This is a genomic window from Pseudomonas putida (genome assembly GCA_041071465.1).
Classification (GTDB): domain Bacteria; phylum Pseudomonadota; class Gammaproteobacteria; order Pseudomonadales; family Pseudomonadaceae; genus Aquipseudomonas; species Aquipseudomonas putida_P.
Genome location: CP163498.1, coordinates 2434254 through 2454226, shown reverse-complemented (window position 1 = coordinate 2454226; position 19973 = coordinate 2434254). Strand labels below are relative to the sequence as shown.

The 19973-nt window shown below is 62.1% G+C and carries 15 protein-coding genes and 1 pseudogene; 8 read left to right on the top strand and 8 right to left on the bottom strand.

What is annotated here, in order from left to right; translation table 11 throughout:
• Positions 1 to 74: 74 nt before the first annotated feature.
• Positions 75 to 974 (bottom strand): Hsp33 family molecular chaperone HslO, encoded by a 900-nt coding sequence (gene hslO, locus AB5975_11320; protein XDR22339.1) that lies wholly within the window; start codon positions 972 to 974, stop codon positions 75 to 77.
• Positions 975 to 1093: 119 nt separating this feature from the next.
• Here hslO and AB5975_11315 point away from each other — a divergent pair, with 119 nt between their 5' ends.
• Positions 1094 to 1888, top strand: coding sequence for a phosphatase PAP2 family protein (locus AB5975_11315; GenBank protein ID XDR22338.1), 795 nt, complete (start codon positions 1094 to 1096; stop codon positions 1886 to 1888).
• Between the two features lie 102 nt (positions 1889 to 1990).
• On the opposite strand, the pseudogene AB5975_11310 reads toward AB5975_11315, so the two are convergent.
• Positions 1991 to 2391 (bottom strand): annotated as a pseudogene (locus AB5975_11310) (RNA-binding S4 domain-containing protein).
• Between the two features lie 142 nt (positions 2392 to 2533).
• On the opposite strand from AB5975_11310, the gene AB5975_11305 reads away from it, so the two are divergent.
• Positions 2534 to 2983: an ATP-dependent zinc protease gene (locus AB5975_11305; GenBank protein XDR22959.1), complete on the top strand. Its 450-nt coding sequence runs from the start codon at positions 2534 to 2536 to the stop codon at positions 2981 to 2983.
• The gene (gene rimK / locus AB5975_11300; protein XDR22337.1) at positions 2980 to 3885 is read left to right on the top strand and encodes a 30S ribosomal protein S6--L-glutamate ligase; all 906 of its coding nucleotides are present in this window, start codon (positions 2980 to 2982) and stop codon (positions 3883 to 3885) included. Before AB5975_11305 ends, rimK begins: the two co-directional genes overlap by 4 nt.
• A gap of 31 nt (positions 3886 to 3916) precedes the next feature.
• Here the strand turns inward: rimK and AB5975_11295 are convergent, their stop codons facing one another.
• Positions 3917 to 5230 carry an ATP-binding protein gene (locus AB5975_11295; protein ID XDR22336.1) on the bottom strand — a complete coding sequence of 438 codons (1314 nt, stop codon included), beginning with the start codon at positions 5228 to 5230 and terminating at the stop codon, positions 3917 to 3919.
• Between the two features lie 13 nt (positions 5231 to 5243).
• Positions 5244 to 5984 carry a two-component system response regulator OmpR gene (gene ompR, locus AB5975_11290; GenBank protein XDR22335.1) on the bottom strand — a complete coding sequence of 247 codons (741 nt, stop codon included), beginning with the start codon at positions 5982 to 5984 and terminating at the stop codon, positions 5244 to 5246.
• A 216-nt stretch (positions 5985 to 6200) separates the two neighbouring features.
• Between ompR and AB5975_11285 the strand changes: the two genes are divergently transcribed.
• From AB5975_11285 to AB5975_11265, 5 genes are all read left to right on the top strand, one after another.
• Positions 6201 to 8525 carry a Tex family protein gene (locus tag AB5975_11285; GenBank protein XDR22334.1) on the top strand — a complete coding sequence of 775 codons (2325 nt, stop codon included), beginning with the start codon at positions 6201 to 6203 and terminating at the stop codon, positions 8523 to 8525.
• Entirely contained in the window at positions 8525 to 8908 is a 384-nt protein-coding gene (locus AB5975_11280; GenBank protein ID XDR22333.1) for a PaaI family thioesterase, read from the top strand. The genes AB5975_11285 and AB5975_11280 overlap by 1 nt, the downstream gene beginning before the upstream one ends.
• Positions 8909 to 9061: 153 nt before the next feature.
• Positions 9062 to 10639 carry a glutamate--cysteine ligase gene (gene gshA, locus AB5975_11275; protein ID XDR22332.1) on the top strand — a complete coding sequence of 526 codons (1578 nt, stop codon included), beginning with the start codon at positions 9062 to 9064 and terminating at the stop codon, positions 10637 to 10639.
• A complete protein-coding gene (locus tag AB5975_11270; protein XDR22331.1) occupies positions 10639 to 11274 on the top strand; it encodes a TetR/AcrR family transcriptional regulator in 636 nt (211 codons plus the stop codon). The genes gshA and AB5975_11270 overlap by 1 nt, the downstream gene beginning before the upstream one ends.
• 86 nt (positions 11275 to 11360) lie before the next feature.
• Positions 11361 to 16853 (top strand): DUF6543 domain-containing protein, encoded by a 5493-nt coding sequence (locus AB5975_11265; GenBank protein ID XDR22330.1) that lies wholly within the window; start codon positions 11361 to 11363, stop codon positions 16851 to 16853.
• A gap of 46 nt (positions 16854 to 16899) precedes the next feature.
• Here AB5975_11265 and AB5975_11260 read toward each other — a convergent pair whose 3' ends face one another.
• Genes AB5975_11260 through ssuD form a run of 4 tightly spaced genes read right to left on the bottom strand, consistent with a single transcriptional unit; the run spans position 16900 to position 19925 of the window.
• Positions 16900 to 17115, bottom strand: a complete 216-nt coding sequence (locus tag AB5975_11260; GenBank protein ID XDR22329.1) for a molybdopterin-binding protein — start codon at positions 17113 to 17115, stop codon at positions 16900 to 16902.
• Between the two features lie 44 nt (positions 17116 to 17159).
• Positions 17160 to 17972: an aliphatic sulfonates ABC transporter ATP-binding protein gene (ssuB, locus tag AB5975_11255; GenBank protein ID XDR22328.1), complete on the bottom strand. Its 813-nt coding sequence runs from the start codon at positions 17970 to 17972 to the stop codon at positions 17160 to 17162.
• The gene (ssuC, locus tag AB5975_11250; protein ID XDR22327.1) at positions 17969 to 18766 is read right to left on the bottom strand and encodes an aliphatic sulfonate ABC transporter permease SsuC; all 798 of its coding nucleotides are present in this window, start codon (positions 18764 to 18766) and stop codon (positions 17969 to 17971) included. The genes ssuB and ssuC overlap by 4 nt, the downstream gene beginning before the upstream one ends.
• Positions 18767 to 18776: 10 nt before the next feature.
• Positions 18777 to 19925: an FMNH2-dependent alkanesulfonate monooxygenase gene (ssuD, locus tag AB5975_11245; GenBank protein ID XDR22326.1), complete on the bottom strand. Its 1149-nt coding sequence runs from the start codon at positions 19923 to 19925 to the stop codon at positions 18777 to 18779.
• Positions 19926 to 19973 lie beyond the last annotated feature (48 nt).

Below are 19973 nucleotides of genomic sequence, written 5' to 3'. Positions count from 1 at the left end.
AAAAAAGTAGGCCCCTCCTGTCAGAACTGCGCTTTTGCGCAATTCGACAGGAGATTGTCCTGTGATTAACCGTTTCAGTGGCGAGTTTCTGAGGCCACGTCAGTGCCGCCACCAGCAAACAGTTGCGCTACATCGCTGGCATCGAAGAAATAGCGCTCGTTGCAGAACTGGCAATCGATCTCCACCGTCCCACCGCACTCTTCTACCAGCGCCTTGGCATCGTGCTCGCCCAGGCTGACCAACGCATTGCCGGAGCGCTCGCGCGAACAGCTGCAATTGAAGCGCAGCGGCTGGATATCGAACAGGCGCACGGCATCTTCGTGGTACAGGCGGTGCAACAGGGTTTCGTTGCCTTCGGCCCACTCTTCGGGCTTGAGGGTCTTGGCCAGGGCCACCACGTGCTGCCAGCTGTCCTCACGCTCTTCATCATCCGGCTGGCGATCACGCGGCAGCTGCTGCAGCAACAAGCCACGGGCCTTGCCGCCTTCGGCGTTGAGCCAGAAGCGCGTATTCAACTGCTGCGACTGGACGAAGTAGTTGGTGAAGCATTCCGACAGGTTGGCGCCATCGAGGTCGACGGTACCCTGGTAGCGCTGGCCCTTGACCGGGTCGATGGTCAGGGTCAGGTGGCCGTCGGGCATCAGTTGCGACAGGCTGGCATCCGCCGGGATCTGCTCTGCTTCGTAGCGGGCCATGCCGCGAATTTCGCGGTCACCGGAGCATTCCACCATCAGCAGCGGAATCGGCCCTGCCGAGCGCGCCTGCAAAATCAGCAAGCCATCGAACTTCATCGCGCCGACCAGCAAGGCGGTGGCGGCCATCAGTTCGCCGAGCAATGCCTTGACCGGCTGTGGGTACTCATGGCGCGCCAATACTGCGGCGTAGCTGTCATCCAGAGACACCCACTCGCCGCGCACATCGCGCTCGTCGAAGATGAAACGTTGGGTGAAATCGGTATCAGGCAAATCGCTCATAGGTTTTGGCTATCTAAAAATGATGACAAAATGGTTACAAGGGTTATCGGAAACCTGCGAGAACCCGTGACAGAGCGCTCACAAGGCGCTCCGATTCCTGTTTGCAATAGAGGTATTTTATGGACAATCGACCACTGTTCCAAGCAAGGTGGTCTTTGGGGCCATTGGCAGCCTGTACGCTGCTTCCCATCGCTCTACTGTGTTTCTGGTTATGGCCCATTGGCCAGATCCTGTGCCTGACTTTCGACGAGTGGCTGTTTCACAGCCTGAATGCGCCCCTCGCCGACAACACCACCTGGCGTTACATCTGGACCGTCGGCAGCCTGCGCCCGTTCGACATCGTCGTCGGCCTGATCCTGCTGACAGTGCTCATCCGTGGTGACTGGGTGTTCAAGGCAGCGCAAGTTCGCCAGGCATTTTTCGGCTTTCTGGTCACGCTACTCCTCTTAGTGGTGATTCGCGCACTGTTTTCCAAGTGGGTGGATGCAGCCGGCTGGCAACACAAGAGCCCGTCGATGATCTTCGACGACGTCGTGCACCTCAGTGACTACTACCCCAACCTGGAGAAGGCCTGGGAGCTCAAGGACCGTTCCAGCAAGAGCTTCCCGGGCGATCACGCCTCGGTGTTGCTGATCTGGGCGCTGTTCATGAGCGTGTTCTGCCGCCGCCTGGTGCAATACCTGGTGGTCTGGGGGCTGGCGCTGCTGTTCATGCTGCCGCGCCTGGTAGCGGGTGCTCACTGGGGGCAGGATGACTACATTGGCGGGTTGCTGATGGCGGTGCTGGCGTTGGGCTGGAGCTATTACACGCCGCTGGCGGCCAAGGGCAGCGAGGCGCTGATGCGCTGGACGGCGCCACTGTTCACAATCGCGGCCAAGTTACCGTTGGTCGGCAAGTTGGCGGTAGTCCGCTAAACCCTGGGGCTGCTGCACAGCCCATCGCGACACAAGGCCGCTTCCACGTCGAATGGTGTGCACAGGTCCGTTGTGTCGCGATAGGCCGCAAAGCGGCCCCGGCTATTCAAAGCTCCCATGCAACTGGTGTATCTGCCGCCGCTGCTTTTTGGTCGGCCGGCCATCGGTAGTCACCCCCATCGCCCCCGCCTTACGCAGGTCGGCCGCCTGCTCACGGCGACGCACACTTTCTTCGGTTTCCTCGTACAGCGTCTGCGCCTCTGGCGCCCACGCCGCACCACCGACAACGCTTTCACCACCACAGTACGTTCATCGAACCCGGTGCGCAGCACGAACTCGTCGCCCACCCGCGGCTCTTTGCCCGGCTTGCATCGCTCGCCCCGGCAATGCACCTTGCCGCTTTCGATCGCGGCCTTGGCCAGCGCTCGCGTCTTGTAAAAGCGCGCCGCCCACAGCCATTTGTCCAGACGAACCTTATCGTCGTCTTCGGCTTTTTGTGCCATCCCGTTACCTCGGATTCTGTCTTTCATCGAACTGTACTACCTTCACATACGGATGCAAAAAGTCCCCGCCGTGCTTACAGTTCACCACCTCATTCGCAGGGTGTGCTTCGTGAAGACATTTGACCATTTGACTGTGATCGGCCTGCGCGAGTGGGTCGCCTTGCCTGACCTCGGCGTGGCCGGGCTGCGCGCCAAGATCGACACCGGTGCCAGCACCTCCAGCCTGCACGCCACAGAGGTGGAACCGTTCGAGCGCGATGGCCAGCCCTGGGTCCGTTTCACCGCGCACCTGGGCTCGGTGGTGCAACTGCGTCACCGCCGCTGCGAGGCGCCGCTGGTCACCATGAAAACCATCAAAAGCTCCAACGGCCAGGCCCAGACCCGCTATGTCATCCGCACGTCACTGGCGCTGGGCGATGGTGTGTGGGAGGTGGAGTTCACCCTGGCCTGCCGCAAGAATATGCGCTATCGCCTGTTGCTTGGTTCCAAGGCCCTCATACACGGCCAATTGGTGGTCAACCCCGGCCTGAAATACGTACAAGACAAACCGGCCTTCCCGGCCACCCTTTCCCCTGTCACAGGTGCTGCATGAAGATCGCTGTGCTGTCGCGCAATCCGCGTCTGTATTCCACCCGCCGCCTGGTCGAAGCCGGTATCCAGCGTGGCCACGAAATGGTGGTGATCGATACCCTGCGGGCCTACATGAACATTGCCAGCCACAAGCCGCAGATCCACTATCGCGGCAAGCCGCTGGAAGGCTTCGATGCGGTGATCCCGCGCATCGGTGCTTCGGTTACCTTCTACGGCTGCGCAGTACTGCGCCAGTTCGAAATGATGGGCGTGTACCCACTCAACGAGTCGGTGGCCATTGCCCGCTCACGCGACAAGCTGCGCTCGTTGCAGTTGTTGTCGCGGCGCGGCATCGGCCTGCCGATCACAGGCTTCGCCCACTCGCCGGACGACATCCCCGACCTGATCCAGATGGTCAACGGTGCCCCTTTGGTGATCAAGGTGCTGGAAGGCACTCAAGGCATCGGCGTGGTGCTGTGCGAAACCACCCAGGCGGCCGAGTCAGTGATCGAAGCGTTCATGGGCCTCAAACAGAACATCATGGTTCAGGAGTACATCAAAGAGGCCGGTGGCGCCGACATTCGCTGCTTCGTGGTGGGCGACAAGGTGATTGCCTCGATGAAGCGTCAGGCCAAGCCGGGCGAGTTTCGCTCCAACCTGCACCGTGGTGGCGTTGCCAGCCTGATCAAGATAACCCCTGAAGAGCGGATTACCGCGATTCGCGCGGCCAAGGTGATGGGGCTGAGCGTGGCGGGCGTGGATATCCTGCGCTCCAACCATGGGCCGCTGGTGATGGAGGTGAACTCGTCGCCGGGGCTGGAAGGCATTGAAGTGACCACCGGCAAGAACGTGGCCGGGATGATCATCGAACACCTGGAGAAGAATGGCGGGCCGAATCAGACCCGGACCAAGGGCAAAGGCTGAGATTTTTGGGGCCGCTTTGCGGCCCCAAAAATCACACGGCATTACGCGGTAGCAGCAGCCCCAATGGCAGCCTGACCCGCGCTTCGATCCCGCCACCAGACCGGTTACGCAATTCCACATTCCCGCCATGCTGCGCCGCGATCCGTTTGACGATCGCCAGCCCCAGGCCTGTGCCCTTGCCACCCCGCGCCCGGTCACCACGAATGAACGGGTTGAAGATGGTTTCCAACTCCGACTCGTCGATCCCGGTGCCGCGGTCCAGCACGCTCAGCACCACGTACGGCGCACTTTCGTCACCCGACACATAGGCCGCCACCTCGACCCCCTTGCCAGCATGGTGCAAGGCGTTGCCGATCAGGTTGCCCAACATGCGCTTGAGCGAAACCCGGCGCAGCGGGAACGGTGGAATCGGCTCCAGGCACAGGCGCACGCGCTCTTGTGGCTGGTTGTACGGCGCCACCACCTCGCGTACCAGGTCAGCCAGGTCGACCTCTTCCACCGGTTCGTCACGGCCATCGCGGATAAACGCCAGGAACTGATCGAGAATCGCGTCCATGTCCTCGATATCGCGGACCATGTCGTCACTCAAATCGCTGTCGCTGTTCAGCAGTGACAACGACAGCCGCAGACGTGTCAGCGGTGTGCGCAGGTCATGGGAAACCCCAGCCAACATCAGCTCGCGCTCGCGCCCGGCCTGCTCGACATCCTCGGCCATCTGGTTGAAGGCCTTGTACACCTCGGTCATCTCGCTGGGCGTATCGCTGATCGGCAGGCGCACACTGCGCCCCTGGCCAAGCTGGCGAGCGGCAAACACCAGGCGCTTGAGCGGCTGGTTCAGCTGGCGCACGAAAATCCACGCCGAAGCGGTAGACAACAGGCCGATGGCCAGGAACCAGCCCAGCACGTTCCAGATTTTCTGCCCACGCAACGGGTGCGGGTACAGCGGCACTTTCAGCCAACCAGGCCCAAGGCTTGGCGCGTTGACCCACAACGCTGGCGGCGCGTGAATGCGCAGCCGAACTTCGGTGTCGTCACCCAGTTCGGCCTGCATCTGCCGTTGGTAGATTTCGCTGTAGGGCCAGTGCTGCTCCCCTTCGGGCACGCCCGAGCCGGTCACGCGGATAAGGCCTGCCGCCTCGGCGATCTTGTCGCGGTTTTCTTCGTCGGCGGCCCAATAGGCGCGCAATGTCAGCGCTACCCCGTGGCTGTACTGACGGTCGACCAGCACGTCCTCGTTCATCAGCAGGTAGACCAGGGTCAGCGCCTTGGAGAACAGGACGACGATCAACACCAGCCACAGGGTGCGGGCGAAGAAGCTTTGCGGAAACCAGACCGGTGTTTTCATGAAGGGCGCGGCATCATTTACCGGCGTTTCCGTCCGGTACGAACACGTAGCCCACGCCCCATACGGTCTGGATGTAACGCGGCTTGGACGGGTCCGGTTCGATCATGCGACGCAGGCGCGAGATCTGCACGTCGATGGAGCGCTCCAGTGCATCCCACTCACGGCCACGGGCCAGGTTCATCAGCTTGTCGCGGGTCAATGGCTCGCGGGCGTGCATCACCAGGGCCTTGAGTACGGCGAATTCACCGGTGGTGAGCATGTGCACTTCGTCGCCACGCTTGAGTTCGCGGGTGGCCAGCGAAAGCTCGTAGTCGCCGAAGGTGACCGACTCGTCTTCGCTGCCCGGCGCACCCGGTACGCTGGGCGCCTGGCGACGCAGCACAGCCTTGACCCGCGCCATCAGTTCGTCCGGGTTGAAGGGTTTGCCCAGGTAGTCGTCGGCACCCAGTTCCAGGCCTTTGATGCGGCTGAGCTCATCGCCCTTGGCGGTCAGCATGATGATCGGGATCTGGTTGTTCTGCTGGCGCAGGCGCTTGCACGCAGACAGGCCATCCTCACCTGGCAGCATCAGGTCGAGTACCACCAGGTTGAACACTTCGCGCTGCAACAGACGGTCCATCTGCTCGGTGTTGGGCACCGCGCGGGCACGGTAGCCCTTGCTGGTGAAGAAACGTTCCAGCAGGCTGCTCAGCCCCGGATCGTCGTCGACGATGAGAATCTTGTCACCTTCAGCGGTGTTTGGCGTGCCGGTCATGAATAACTCCTCTGATTTCGCCGCGCATTATGGCGTAGCCATTGCTGCACGTTGCGTGAGCATTGTTAGCAGATTTTTCCCCGGCGCCAGTTCCGGCTGGCCGGGCGCCATCACCGCAAGGCGTTTGCGATGGGTATAATGCGCGCCTTTCATCCAGCGCCGCCGGGCGAAAAGCCCACAGGCGACCCCCGTATTCACAAATGTCAGGTGGTTTACATGGACAGCATCAACAGCCGTATCGCCGAGGAACTGGGCGTACGCCCCCAGCAGGTCGAGGCGGCCGTGGGCCTGTTGGACGAAGGCTCGACCGTGCCCTTCATCGCCCGTTACCGCAAGGAAGTGACCGGTAGCCTGGACGATACCCAGTTGCGCCATCTGGAAGAACGCCTGCGCTACCTGCGCGAACTCGACGAGCGCCGCGCCAGCATCCTGTCCAGCATCGAGGAGCAGGGCAAGCTGACCCCGGAACTGGCCCGCGAGATCAAGCTGGCCGACACCAAGACGCGCCTCGAAGACCTGTACCTGCCGTACAAGCAGAAGCGTCGCACCAAGGGCCAGATCGCCCTGGAAGCCGGCCTTGGCGAGCTGGCCGACGGCCTGTTCAACGACCCCACCCTGGCACCGGAAAGCGAAGCCGCACGCTTCGTCGACGCCGAAAAGGGCGTGGCCGACGTCAAGGCGGCACTGGAAGGCGCCAAGTACATCCTGATGGAGCGCTTTGCCGAAGACGCCGCCCTGCTCGACAAGCTGCGCAGTTTCCTCAAGCAGGAAGCCGTGCTCAGCGCCCGCCTGGTGGCCGGCAAGGAAGAAGAAGGCGCCAAGTTCCGCGATTACTTCGCCCACGACGAACTACTGCGCACTGCGCCGTCGCACCGTGCGCTGGCCATCTTCCGCGGGCGCAATGAAGGTGTTTTGAGCGCATCGCTCAAGGTCGGCGAAGAGCTGCCCGGTACCCTGCACCCATGCGAACTGATGATCGGCAGCCACGTCGGCATCGAAAACCGCGGCCGCCCGGCCGACAAATGGCTGGGCGAAGTGGTGCGCTGGACCTGGAAGGTCAAGCTGTATACCCACCTGGAAACCGACCTGTTCGGCGAGCTGCGGGACAACGCCGAAGGCGAAGCGATCAACGTGTTCGCCCACAACCTGCACGACCTGCTGCTGGCCGCCCCGGCTGGCCCACGTGCTACCCTGGGCTTCGACCCGGGCCTGCGCACAGGCTGCAAGATCGCCGTGGTCGATGCCACCGGCAAGCTGCTGGACTACACCACGGTCTACCCGCACGCGCCGAAGAACGACTGGGACCGCACCCTTTCCATCATGGCTGCACTGTGCGCCAAGCACTCGGTGGAGCTGATCGCCATCGGCAACGGCACCGCCAGCCGTGAAAGCGACAAGCTGGTGGCCGAGCTGGTTAAAAAATACCCAGCACTGAAGATCACCAAGATCATGGTCTCCGAAGCCGGCGCGTCGGTGTATTCGGCCTCGGAACTGGCCGCCCGCGAGTTCCCGGACCTGGACGTGTCGATCCGTGGTGCCGTGTCAATTGCTCGCCGCCTGCAGGACCCGCTGGCCGAGCTGGTGAAGATCGACCCGAAATCCATCGGTGTCGGCCAGTACCAGCACGACGTGTCCCAGCTGAAACTGGCGCGTGGCCTGGACGCCGTGGTCGAGGACTGCGTGAACGCCGTGGGTGTGGACGTGAACACCGCCTCGGTGGCGCTGCTGACCCGTATCTCCGGCCTCAACGCCACGCTGGCACAGAACATCGTTGCCCACCGCGATGCCAACGGCCCCTTCGCCACCCGTGCAGCGCTGAAAAAGGTCAGCCGCCTGGGTGAAAAAACCTTCGAGCAAGCCGCCGGCTTCCTGCGTGTGATGAACGGCGACAACCCGCTGGACGCCTCTGCGGTGCACCCTGAGGCCTACCCGCTGGTGCAGCGCATCGCCGCCGACACCGAGCGCGACATTCGCTCGCTGATTGGCGACAGCAGCTTCCTCAAGCGTTTGGACCCGAAGAAGTTCACCGACGAGTCCTTCGGCCTGCCGACCGTCACCGACATCCTGCAAGAGCTGGACAAGCCTGGTCGCGACCCACGCCCCGAGTTCAAGACCGCCACCTTCCAGGACGGCGTCGAAGACCTCAAGGACCTCGTACCCGGCATGATCCTGGAAGGCGTGGTGACCAACGTCACCAACTTCGGCGCCTTCGTCGACATCGGTGTGCACCAGGACGGCCTGGTACACATCTCGGCACTGTCGGAGAAGTTCATCAAAGACCCGCGTGAAGCGGTCAAGGCCGGCGATGTGGTCAAGGTCAAAGTCATGGAAGTGGATATCCCGCGCAAGCGCGTCGGCCTGTCCATGCGCATGAGCGACACCCCCGGCGAAAAGGTCGAAGGCAACCGTGGCGGCAATCGTGGCAATGGCGGCAACCGCCAGCAGCAGGCCCCGCGCCAGCGTGAAACCACCACTGCCGCACCGGCCAACAATGCCATGGCCTCCCTGTTCGCCAACGCCAAGCAGTTGAAGAAGAAGTGATGGACGTACCGCGCGAATACGTCGAAAGCGCCTTCAGCCAACTGCTGGGCTGCCGCCTGCAACGCCTGGATACCGGTGTTGCCGAGGTGGCCCTGGCCCTCGAGCCGCACTTGCGCAACCGTGGCCAGAAGCTGCACGGCGGGGCCATCTTCAGCCTGGTGGACATCGCCATGGGCCTGGCCTGCTCGGCCAGCCATGGCTTTGACCAGCAAAGCGTCACCATCGAGTGCAAGATCAACTACATGCGCGCCGTCAGCGACGGTGAAGTGCTGTGTACCGCCCGTGTACTGCACGCCGGGCGGCGCACCCTGGTGGTCGACGCTGACGTAGTCCAGGGCGACAAGCTGGTGGCAAAAGCGCAAGGAACCTTCGCGGTTCTCTAGCTCACCAAGCCGTATCTGCGGTATTTTCAGCAGTGCGCTGGCACTGCTGGATCCGCGTAAACCAGGCGACAACGCCAGTTCCTTTCTTCCTACCCTTGTAGACCGTTATCTCTACCCCCATATTGGGGCGACTGACGCGTGAAGGAATACATCTTGAGCGACCTCCTCAACCGCCGCCTGAGCCTGCTCGGCGCCAATCTCCCCCTGCTCAAGCAGTGCCTGCACGGCATTGAGCGCGAATGCCTGCGCGTGACCGACGAAGGTCGCCTGGCCCAGACCCCGCATCCGGACGCACTGGGATCGGCGCTGACCAACGAGCAGATCACCACCGATTATTCCGAGTCGCTGCTGGAGTTCATCACCCCAGCCCTGCCCGACCCGGCCAAGGTGCTCGAAAGCCTCGAAGAGACCCACCGTTTCGTCTACAGCAAGCTGGGCGACGAATACCTGTGGAGCCCGTCGATGCCGTGCACGCTACCGGCCGAGGAGGACATCCCGATCGCCGAGTACGGCACCTCGAACATCGGCAAGCTCAAGCACGTCTACCGCAAGGGCCTGGCCCTTCGCTACGGCCGCACCATGCAGTGCATTGCCGGTATCCATTACAACTTCTCGCTGCCCGAGGCGCTTTGGCCCCTGCTGCGCGAAGCCGAAGGCAGCACTGAAGACGACCGCGACTACCAGTCGTCGGCCTACATCGCGCTGATCCGCAACTTCCGCCGCTACAGCTGGCTGCTGATGTACCTGTTCGGCGCCTCGCCGGCCCTGGACAAAGGCTTTTTGCGTGGCCGCCCGCACCAGCTCGAAGAGCTGGACGCCGAGACCCTGTTCCTGCCCTACGCCACCAGCCTGCGCATGAGCGACCTGGGCTACCAGAGCAACGCCCAGGCCGGCCTTACGCCGTGTTACAACAACCTGGCCAGCTACACCGACAGCCTGCGCAAAGCAGTGGGCACGCCCTACCCGCCTTACGTTGAAGTCGGCACGCATGTGGACGGCGAATGGGTGCAGCTGAACACCAACATCCTGCAGATCGAAAACGAGTACTACTCGAACATTCGCCCCAAGCGCGTCACCTACACCGGCGAACGGCCGATCCAGGCCCTGACCTCGCGGGGCGTGCAGTATGTAGAGGTGCGTTGCCTGGACATCAACCCGTTCCTGCCCGTGGGCATCGACCTGACCGAAGCGCGCTTCCTCGATGCGTTCCTGCTGTTCTGCGCCCTGGAAGAAAGCCCGCAGCTGGACAACGGCGAGTGCGGCCAGTGCACCGACAACTTCTTGACCGTGGTCAAGGAAGGCCGTCGTCCGGGGCTCGAGCTGCACCGCGATGGCCAGCCTATCGGCCTGAAAGACTGGGCCAGCGAGCTGATCGAGCGTATCCGCCAGTTGGCCGACCTGCTCGACCAGGCCCAAGGTGGCGAAGCCCACGCCAAAGCCCTGGATGCCCAGCAGGCCAAGGTCGACGATACCTCGCTGACCCCATCGGCCCAGGTGCTGGCACGCATGACCGAACATGACGAAAGTTTCGTCCAGTTCTCGCTGCGCCAAAGCCGTATCCACGCCGAAACATTCCGCGAGCAACCGCTGAGCAGCGAAAAGCAGCAGGCATTCGAAACGCTGGCCCGCGAGTCGCTTGCCAGGCAATCAGAGCTGGAGCAAGACGAAGTCGGCGACTTTGACCTGTTCGTCGGTGCTTACCAGGCCAGCATCCTGGCAATCAGCAACTGATGAACCGCACCGCCACCCCACGCAAACCGCGCGCCAGCAGCCAAGCCAGGATCGAAGCGATCCTGGCGGCTGCGCGCGAGCTGCTGGCCGAACAAGGGGTAGCGGCACTGTCCATCTACAGCGTTGCCGAGCGGGCACAGATTCCACCGTCGTCGGTGTATCACTTCTTCGCCAGCGTACCTGCGTTGCTGGAAGCACTGACGGCCGACGTACACCGTGCGTTTCGCGAGGCCTTGAGTGCCCCCATCGACAGCCTTGCCTTCACGACCTGGCACCAACTGTCGCGGCTGATCGAGCAACGCATGCTCGCCATCTACAACGAAGATGCTGCTGCACGCCAGTTGATCCTCGCCCAGCACGGGCTGAGTGAAGTGGTGCAGGCTGACCGCCAGCACGATATGGAACTGGGCGAACTGATGCACAGCCTGTTCGACCGGCATTTCCAGCTGCCGGCGATGCCGGGCGATGTGGATGTGTTCGCGCTGGCCATGGAGCTGAGCGACCGTGTCTACGCTCGCTCAATGCAGCTGTTCGAACAGATCACGCCGCGCATGGCGGAAGAAGGCATGCGCGTGTTCGAAGCCTACCTGTCACTCTACCTGCCCCCCTTCCTGCCCAAGCGCAATGGCGCCTGACCCTAAACATCTACCACCCAGCAAAACCAAGTGATCGTTTCAATGAGGCTTGCGCTAGCGCGCCCCCCTCAAAGAGACCATTGCTCATGCCCACAGCCAGCAGTTCGCAAACCGATTACGTCAAAGCATTACCCCTGACAGACACAGACACCTTCGACCGCCAGCTAGCCGGCAGAGGCAACATGCTGGAGGCAGCCAGACCCGCGCAGCGTCGTGCCGCCACTGCATTACGCAACCTGTTGAACGGTGCCCCCACCGTGAAACAAATACTGCAAGCCACGCTACACGCTCACCTCGGCATCGACCCCTACACCTGCGGGCTGCAAGACGGCGACAGCCAGGTCACCCTGATGACTTTTGCCGCACGCCTGCTGGCCAGCCCACTATTCGCCACCGCCTATACGACGTGGACCACATGGGGGTTGGACGACTCACAGGCGCAAACGAAATGGGCTGGCAGTGACTGGCTCAGCGAACTCGGCCCTGTAGTGAATGCAGCCCACTTTCAAGCCACCCATGACTACTGGAACGGCCGGATGCCGGGTACAACCCTCTCGCGCCAAAAACATGCAAGCAACCTGCTGCGCCAACACTTTAAGAGCAACCTGGATATAGCGTTTGGCACCGGCAAACTGGACATCGATAACTGGCAACAAGGCCATCAGCCTGACCTGCAATATGCTCAACTGGACTGCCAGCTTCCTAATGGCGCGAGCCTTACCAGCACGGCGGCATTGCTGATTGCACCTCAGCCGAAAGGTTCACGCTGGCTGATGTACAGGCCGGGCGCGCAAACCCCGCTACTGACGTTCGACAATCAGCAAAGCCTGCGCAACTGGGTGCATCAGAACCATTTCTGGTTCTGGTCAGATCCGAGGTATTCGATCACCACGGGCTCGAACGAAAACGTCATCGTCTCACCGATCGCGAACGATGGCTTCAGCGTGTTATTGGATGAGCACCTGCTGCGCATCCAGGCAATTTCCGACCATTTTTTATTCAAGGCCAGCAAAGAGCCTGCAACTCAGCCCCTGGATTGGAGTGACCTGCAGGATTGGGAAGCACAGCGAGGTTCGATCATTTCAGATTCCCTCGACGCCACGACCGACAACACCATTGACGACCTGATCGCTGCCGATGCCGCACTGGCGAACGAAGAGCTGCATTTTGACAGCCTTGAGCAGTACCTGCCGACAAGCTGGCGGCGGCAGCGCATCGAGCGCCAGGAAGCACTGCTAGAGCAGTATCTGGGAGACGATACAGAGCCCTCCTCGGTGGAAGTTACCTGGCTGCGAGAGCAACTGGAGCAGCTGGTTAAGCTTCAGGATTCGCTGAACCTCTTCCTGCTGGAGCTTCCCGACCAAGTCGCTGCCGATGACTGGCAAGCGCCTCATGAGGAACAGACTCGCATAGCGCGAATCAGCCATGAACTATCTCAGGGCTTGCTGCTGGAGGCACGCTTGCAGCACGCCATGGGTGAGCTTTCAGCCACCCACCTGGGCTGGGTGGAAGCGCTCGTTGACAGACCCAGGCCAAGCCTCCAGCGCCCTGTGCAAGCCAGCACCCTCATGCTGGGCACCGGTGATCGTAGCTGGGCGCTATCTGGCTACATGACATTCCGCGCAGCCGTCGGGGACACTGACGACACCTTGGACTATTCACTGCTGCTATACCGCCCCGGTCAACAGGGTGGCCTGATGGCTTTCGAGGATGAAGCCACGCTCACCAGACACCTGCTGGCAACGCTGTGCGGCGCCTGGCCAGACGCGATACTGGACTCGGTGCACGCAGCGGATGCGGTGCAACTGCTAGAGGCACTCTCCAATGCGCCCGCAGTCACACTCGATCAAACGCCCATTCCCGCGCACTTCATGCAGCACTGCGTGCAAACCATCGTCGAGTCACTACCCGCGAACACATCACGAGAGCAAGCCCGGCAGCGGCTGTGCATGAGTGAGAACCAGGCCAGGGCCATCGCCTTGGAGCGGTTCGCTGAGCTGAACCGCAGCAGCCGTGTCCAGACACTTCTCATGCCACTGCAGCACCTTGGTGCCGATGAGCTCACCGAATTGATTGCCCAGGTGAGCGCATACCAAGACGCCGTCCGCGCCGCGGGTGAACTGCTGAAAGTAAGCCTGCCATCGCGCCAGCAGTTCACATGGCACATGCTGGAACACCACGTGTGCAATGAGTTCGGCCTCCAGACCATGCCGAACATAACCCTGAACATTGCCAACAGTGTCACGGTAAAAAAGGAAGTGACCGGCCAATCCGCAGCGGGCGGCGCAGGTTCACGCGACGTACCAGTGTTCAGCGAGGCGCGCAGTGATGTCAGCCTTGAATCTTTCATCCTCGTGGCGCTTGACGATGAGCGACGGCTCTTGCTGGATAATGCAATCATCACGCTCGATCCGGCCACCCACCCGACGCTGCAGCAAGCACTCACGCCCGCTTACATTGCCGAGCTGATCACCCGGCTAGACGCCGCCGGCAGCTATGAAAACCGCATCGTCAATGCATACCTGGGCTTCGAGCAAGAAACCCCTTGGCAAGTTGAGTGGCGCCACGAAACGCTTCGTGCTCCCTACGCGTATCGGCTGCGCTTGTTGGCACTGTGCAAACCGGCCAGCCTCGATGCTGATGGGCAGCGACTGCTGGAAACCTTCTGCCGCGAACAGGTCAATGCTGTTTCTGCCAGAACGGTTCAATACCTGTCCCTGGTGCTTAGGCCAGGAACCGCAGCAGACGGCTCCAGCGACAGTGTGGGGTTGTCGGCCATACATGTCATAACAGACGCCAATGGCCCAGTGCTGTTGTACATGCCTGGCGCGCCCAATGGCAGTGTCGTTAGCCAGCATGCCAGCACCAGCGCAGCGTGCGAGGCGTTACAGCGCATGGCGCTGGACCCGAAGATGGCCCGCTACCTCGCAACCCAGGCCCAGTCCGGCAACCCAGACCATCATGAAAGTTACATCAACACTGCGCTGCAACAGGGCTTCCGGGTGTTCATAGAGATGGGCGCGTCGCGCTCGGAAACCTTGCCCACGCATGAGTGCCGTCAGGACATGGGCGACCTCATCCGCAGCCACCGCGCGACGTCGCGCAGCCAGGCCGACATGGTGCTTGCAGCGCCCGACGTTTTCGATCGTTACTTCTTCCTGGGGCTGAGGCTCGTGCTTGGCCTGTTGCCCGGCGCAGGCACGGCCTTGGCGCTGTACGATGGCTGGCACACGGCGAATGCTGCGATCACGGCTTTTGCCAAGGGCAACCTGGAGACAGGCATCCAACACCTGGTCAGCCTGCTGCAATCGCTGACCGACGCCATCCTCACGCTCGCGCCGTTGGCAGCCAGCCAACGCAACCCTGCAACTGCAGCGCGTCTGCTTACCCAGCGACGCCAGCGCCTTGATCCGCTGCGGCCAATTACCAGTACTCGCAAGGCGCCTCCTAGCCCGTTCACCGGTTATGAAGCAGGATTGCCTGCTGGCCCAATGGTGCGTTCCACACTGCCGCAGGGTGCTGGCGTGTTCGAGCATGTGGCCACAGGACAACGCTATATTTCCCGCAACAACGCCTGGTATGCAGTGACCTGGGACCCCGCTTACTTCACCTGGAGGCTCAAGCCACAGGGTCTTCGTACCTATCGGCAACCCGTGCGCCTGAGTGAGCAGGGCGTTTGGGGGACACCAGGCAGGCTGAGCGGCTTGCTGGTCGACAATGGCCTAGCGGGCGGCGGCGGCGTACTTACCACCCTTTACGAGAATGGTGTTGCCTACTGGCGTGTGCTGCTTCGCCGCCAACCCCAGCAGTTGACCGGCATGGCGCTGGCACACGACATCAACGACGAACTGAAACGCATCGTGATACGCATGCGCGCAAAACAAGAGGCCTACCACTCGGCCAAGCGAGTAGTGGCCGAAGGGGGGGCACTGAGCGACGCTCAGCAGGCAGTAATCGCCAATGCACGCCAGCAGCTGAGCGATGAGTTGATGCAGAACATCGAGTTCAATGCGCGCAGCCTCGCTCGCCTCAAGGAGCAGCGCTCGACGCTGAGCAGATCGGACTACACCCGGTTCACCTCACTGTGCGAGGCCAACATCAGTGAGATGAGCGTACTCGATATGCATCTGGTGGCCGACCGCTTCACCTTGGCCACGCAACAGTCAATGCGTGCAACCAGTGCCATCCAGGCCCTGCCACTGCCCTCGGTACCCACCCATGTGGTGAGGCGCGTCACGCAGGACTCGCTGCGGGCGAACCAGGAAATGATCGAAACGCTGCAGGAGGTGGAGCGCCTGGCCATTCGTCATCATGCCAGGTGCAACCAATTGCAGGGCAAAGCACTGACCGATTACCTGGCAAAAGTCACAGGCACGGGCCTGACCCTCGATGCAGCCAATACCCGGCTCGTTCGAGCGTCCATCCTGTCGTCGACACTGTTCACCGCAAACGCCGTTGAACACCCACAAATGGCGGCATTCATGGCGCACTTCAACGAACAGGGGGCAGCCTTGCGCAGCACGCTTTTCAGCCATCTTCAACTACAAAAGGCCGGCCTTAGCCGAGCTCAGGAGCGCACCTTCCTGGCCAGCGTGCAAGACCGCTATACGCGCTTTATTGGCCATGTAACCGCATGGCAAGACACGTTCCAGGACTTGCTGTCGACCAACGAAACACGCTCGTTGCGCCAGTTGATGCGCCAGCTTGTCAGCGATATTGAGGATAGTCTCAATAGCGTCACTGCAAACCGGCAGCGCCCTGCGGTACAGCCCGCTAGCGGTCCAAGCCGTCCACGCCTGTTCGAAACCGCCGAGGGGCCGCTTATCGGCAACGAGTACGTCGAACGGGGGCAGACACGCATGCGCATCAACCACCCCAACTCGGATCAACCTCATACGGTTTATGCCAGGAACGAGGCGGGAGAATGGCGGTTATCCACGCCCGAGCGTGCGGCCCCCACCGAGACGATGTCGAGCCTTGTGGAAACCGCTACTGCCCGGCTGGACGATATCCCGAGGCAACAAACCCGGTTGCGCCAGTACCAGACACCTCAAGCAGTGCCCGTCGACCTGGAGGACATCGCTCAAGGCCATGCACAGCAACTGCGTTTCATCGCCGACAGGATTCGGCAGAAAGCAGGTGGCACGCTCAACCCAGAGCAAACCGCGCTGACGCATAGGCTGGAAACGACCGCCCAGCAGGTACAAGCATTTGGTCGCCAGCTACGAACGGCCCAGACCAAAGCAACCGGCAAACCCACCGTGGGCTATCTGGAAGACCTGCTTGAACAGAATGAAGTGGAAATCGTTTGGTCACGCACACTGAAGCCGAAGACGGACCGCAAGGGCAACCCTGTCGAATACCTGGAGGAGTACCGCATCAATGACCTGGGTACCCAGCAGCCATTGTGGTACGCGCACTTTCACTTCCGCCAGCAACCGGCACAAGGCTTCACTCGGCTTGAAGCAGGTCACCTGAAACTGGCCAGTGAACGCGACATCGGGGAAGGCGCGTGGCGTGGCAGCATGAGCGAGGCACAAGCCAACAGGCTATTCGGCAACCTGCGGCCGGCCAGCTGACAACACATCACCCCCAGAGCTGCAAAACAGCCCTGGGGGTGAATGCTTACAACTTGGCAATGGACACTTCAGTCGACTTCACAAAGGCAATCACTTCGCTGCCAACCTGCAGCTCCAGCTCCTTTACAGAGCGGGTGGTGATGACCGAAGTAACGATACCCGAGGCCGTCTGCACGTCGATTTCCGACAATACTGGCCCTTCGAGGATTTCTTTCACGGTGCCTTTGAACTGGTTGCGGACGTTGATGGCTTTGATGGTCATGATGTTATTCCTTCTCTATGGCTTCAGTCTGGTAAGTGGGTCATTCAGTGCGCCCAACGCAACTGCGTGGGCAGAGGGGCTACAGGATCCGGCTCGGGCGCAGTGCCCGGGGCCGACAGAACACGGTTGAGCACTTCGCTTTCCAGCGCCGCCAGGCGGTGTGAACCACGCGCCCGAGGCCGCGCCAGGTCGACGGTGAGGTCGAGCCCGACTTCGCCGTCCTCGATCAGGATCACCCGGTCAGCCACGGCAACCGCCTCACTGACGTCGTGGGTGACCAGCAGCACGGTGAAGCCATGCTGACGCCACAGGCGTTCGATCAATTGCTGCATCTCGATACGGGTCAATGCATCCAGCGCGCCGAGCGGCTCATCCAGCAACAGCAGGCGCGGCTGGTGAATCAAGGCGCGGGCCAACGCCACGCGCTGCTTCTGGCCACCCGAGAGGGCTGCCGGCCATTCATTGGCGCGGTCGGCCAGGCCTACCGCCTCCAATGCATCCAGCGCACGCGGGCGCCAATCGCCAGACAGGCCAAGGCCAACGTTGTCGATTACCTTCTTCCATGGCAGCAGGCGTGCGTCCTGGAACATCAGGCGAGTCTCTTCGCGAGCCTCTTCCAGCGGCGCAGCGCCGGCCAGCAACTGGCCGGCTGTGGGCTGGTCGAGCCCGGCCAACAGCCGCAGCAAGGTGCTCTTGCCGCAGCCGCTGCGGCCGACGATGGCCACGAACTGGCCGGCCGGAATGTGCAGGTCGATGCCCTTCAACACTTCGCGCTGGCCAAAGGTTTTGCGCAGGCCATTGGAGGCCAGCGGGATGCCACGCAACAGGCGTGGCGGCTGTTCCTTGAGCACGGTCATGCGCCCTCCTTCTTGGCCACTTGGTAGGCTGGGTGCCAACGCAGCCACACGCGTTCCAGGCCACGAGCGGCGAGGTCGGCGAGCTTGCCGAGCACGGCATACAGAACGATGGCCAGCACCACCACGTCGGTCTGCAGGAACTCACGGGCGTTCATTGCCAGGTAACCGATACCGGCGTTGGCCGAGATGGTTTCGGCAACGATCAACGTCAGCCACATGAAGCCCAGAGCGAAGCGCACGCCCACCAGGATCGAAGGCAGCGCCCCCGGCAGGATCACCTGGCGGAACAGGCCGAAGCCGGACAAGCCGTAGCTGCGTGCCATTTCCACCAGCGCCGGGTCGACGTTGCGGATGCCGTGGTAGGTGTTCAGGTAGATCGGGAACAACGTGCCTAACGCGACCAGGAAGATCTTTGCCGACTCGTCGATACCGAACCACAGGATCACCAGTGGGATCAGCGCCAAGTGCGGCACGTTGCGGATCATCTGCACCGAGCTGTCGAGCAGGCGTTCGCCCCAGTTCGACAGGCCGGTGATGAAGCCCAGCACCAGGCCGATGCTGCCGCCGATGACGAAGCCCAGCCCGGCACGCCAGCCACTGATGGCCAGGTGGGTCCAGATTTCGCCGCTGCGCACCAGCTCGACACCGGCGCTGACCACTGCGCTGGGCGCCGGCAGAATGCGCGTCGACAGCCAGCCAGCACTGACCGCCAGCTGCCAGGCTGCCAACAGCAGCACCGGCAACGCCCAGGGCGCCAGGCGCTGGGCCAGGTTGGAGGAAGTTGCACGACTCATGGCCCAGCCCTCAGCTCTGCGATACGGACTTGGGCAGGATGTCGTTGGCCACCATCTCGCCGAACGGGCTCACGTAACCACCGGTCTTTGGTTGCTCCGGGCGCTGCACATCCAGGTGCGGGAACAGCAGTTCGGCCACGCGGTACGACTCTTCCAGATGTGGATAACCGGAGAAGATGAAGGTATCGATACCCAGCTCGGCATATTCCTTGACCCGCGCCGCCACAGTCGGGCCATCGCCTACCAGCGCGGTTCCCGCCCCACCACGTACCAGCCCGACACCCGCCCACAGGTTGGGGCTGACTTCCAGGTTGTCGCGGTTGCCGCCGTGCAGGGCAGCCATGCGCTGCTGGCCCACCGAGTCGAAGCGCGCCAGCGAGGCCTGGGCGCGGCTGATGGTGTCATCGTCCAGGTGCGAGATCAGGCGGTCGGCGGCAGCCCAGGCTTCTTCGTTGGTTTCCCGCACGATCACATGCAGGCGGATACCGAAGCGCACTTCGCGGCCTTGGGCAGCAGCTTTTTCACGCACTTGGGCGATTTTTTCAGCAACGGCGCTCGGTGGCTCGCCCCAGGTCAGGTACAGCTCGACCTGTTCGGCGGCCAGGTCCTGTGCGGCCTCGGACGAACCGCCGAAATACAGTGGCGGACGTGGTTGCTGAATCGGTGGGTAGAGCAGCTTGGCGCCCTTTACCTGGATGTGTTTACCGTCGTAATCGACGTTTTCGCCTTCCAGCACCTTGCGCCAGATACGGGTGAACTCGACCGAGGCTTCGTAGCGCTCCTGGTGGTTCAGATGCAGGCCGTCACCGGCCAACTCGTCAGGGTCGCCACCGGTTACCAGGTTGAACAGCGCACGGCCATTGGACAGGCGATCCAGGGTTGCCGCCTGGCGGGCCGCTACGGTCGGCGAAATGATGCCCGGGCGCAGGGCCACGAGAAACTTCAGTCGCTGGGTCACCGGGATCAGCGACGCTGCCACCAGCCAGGAGTCCTCGCAGGAACGGCCGGTAGGGATCAGCACCCCACCAAAGCCCAAGCGGTCGGCGGCCTGCGCAATCTGCTGCAGGTAACCGTGATCGACCGCACGAGCGCCGTCGGAAGTGCCCAGGTACTTGCCGTCACCGTGGGTTGGGAGGAACCAGAAAATGTTAAGGCTCATTGGAGTTGTCTCCTCAAGGGTGGCTCAAGCCGGAGCGTCGCCCCGGCA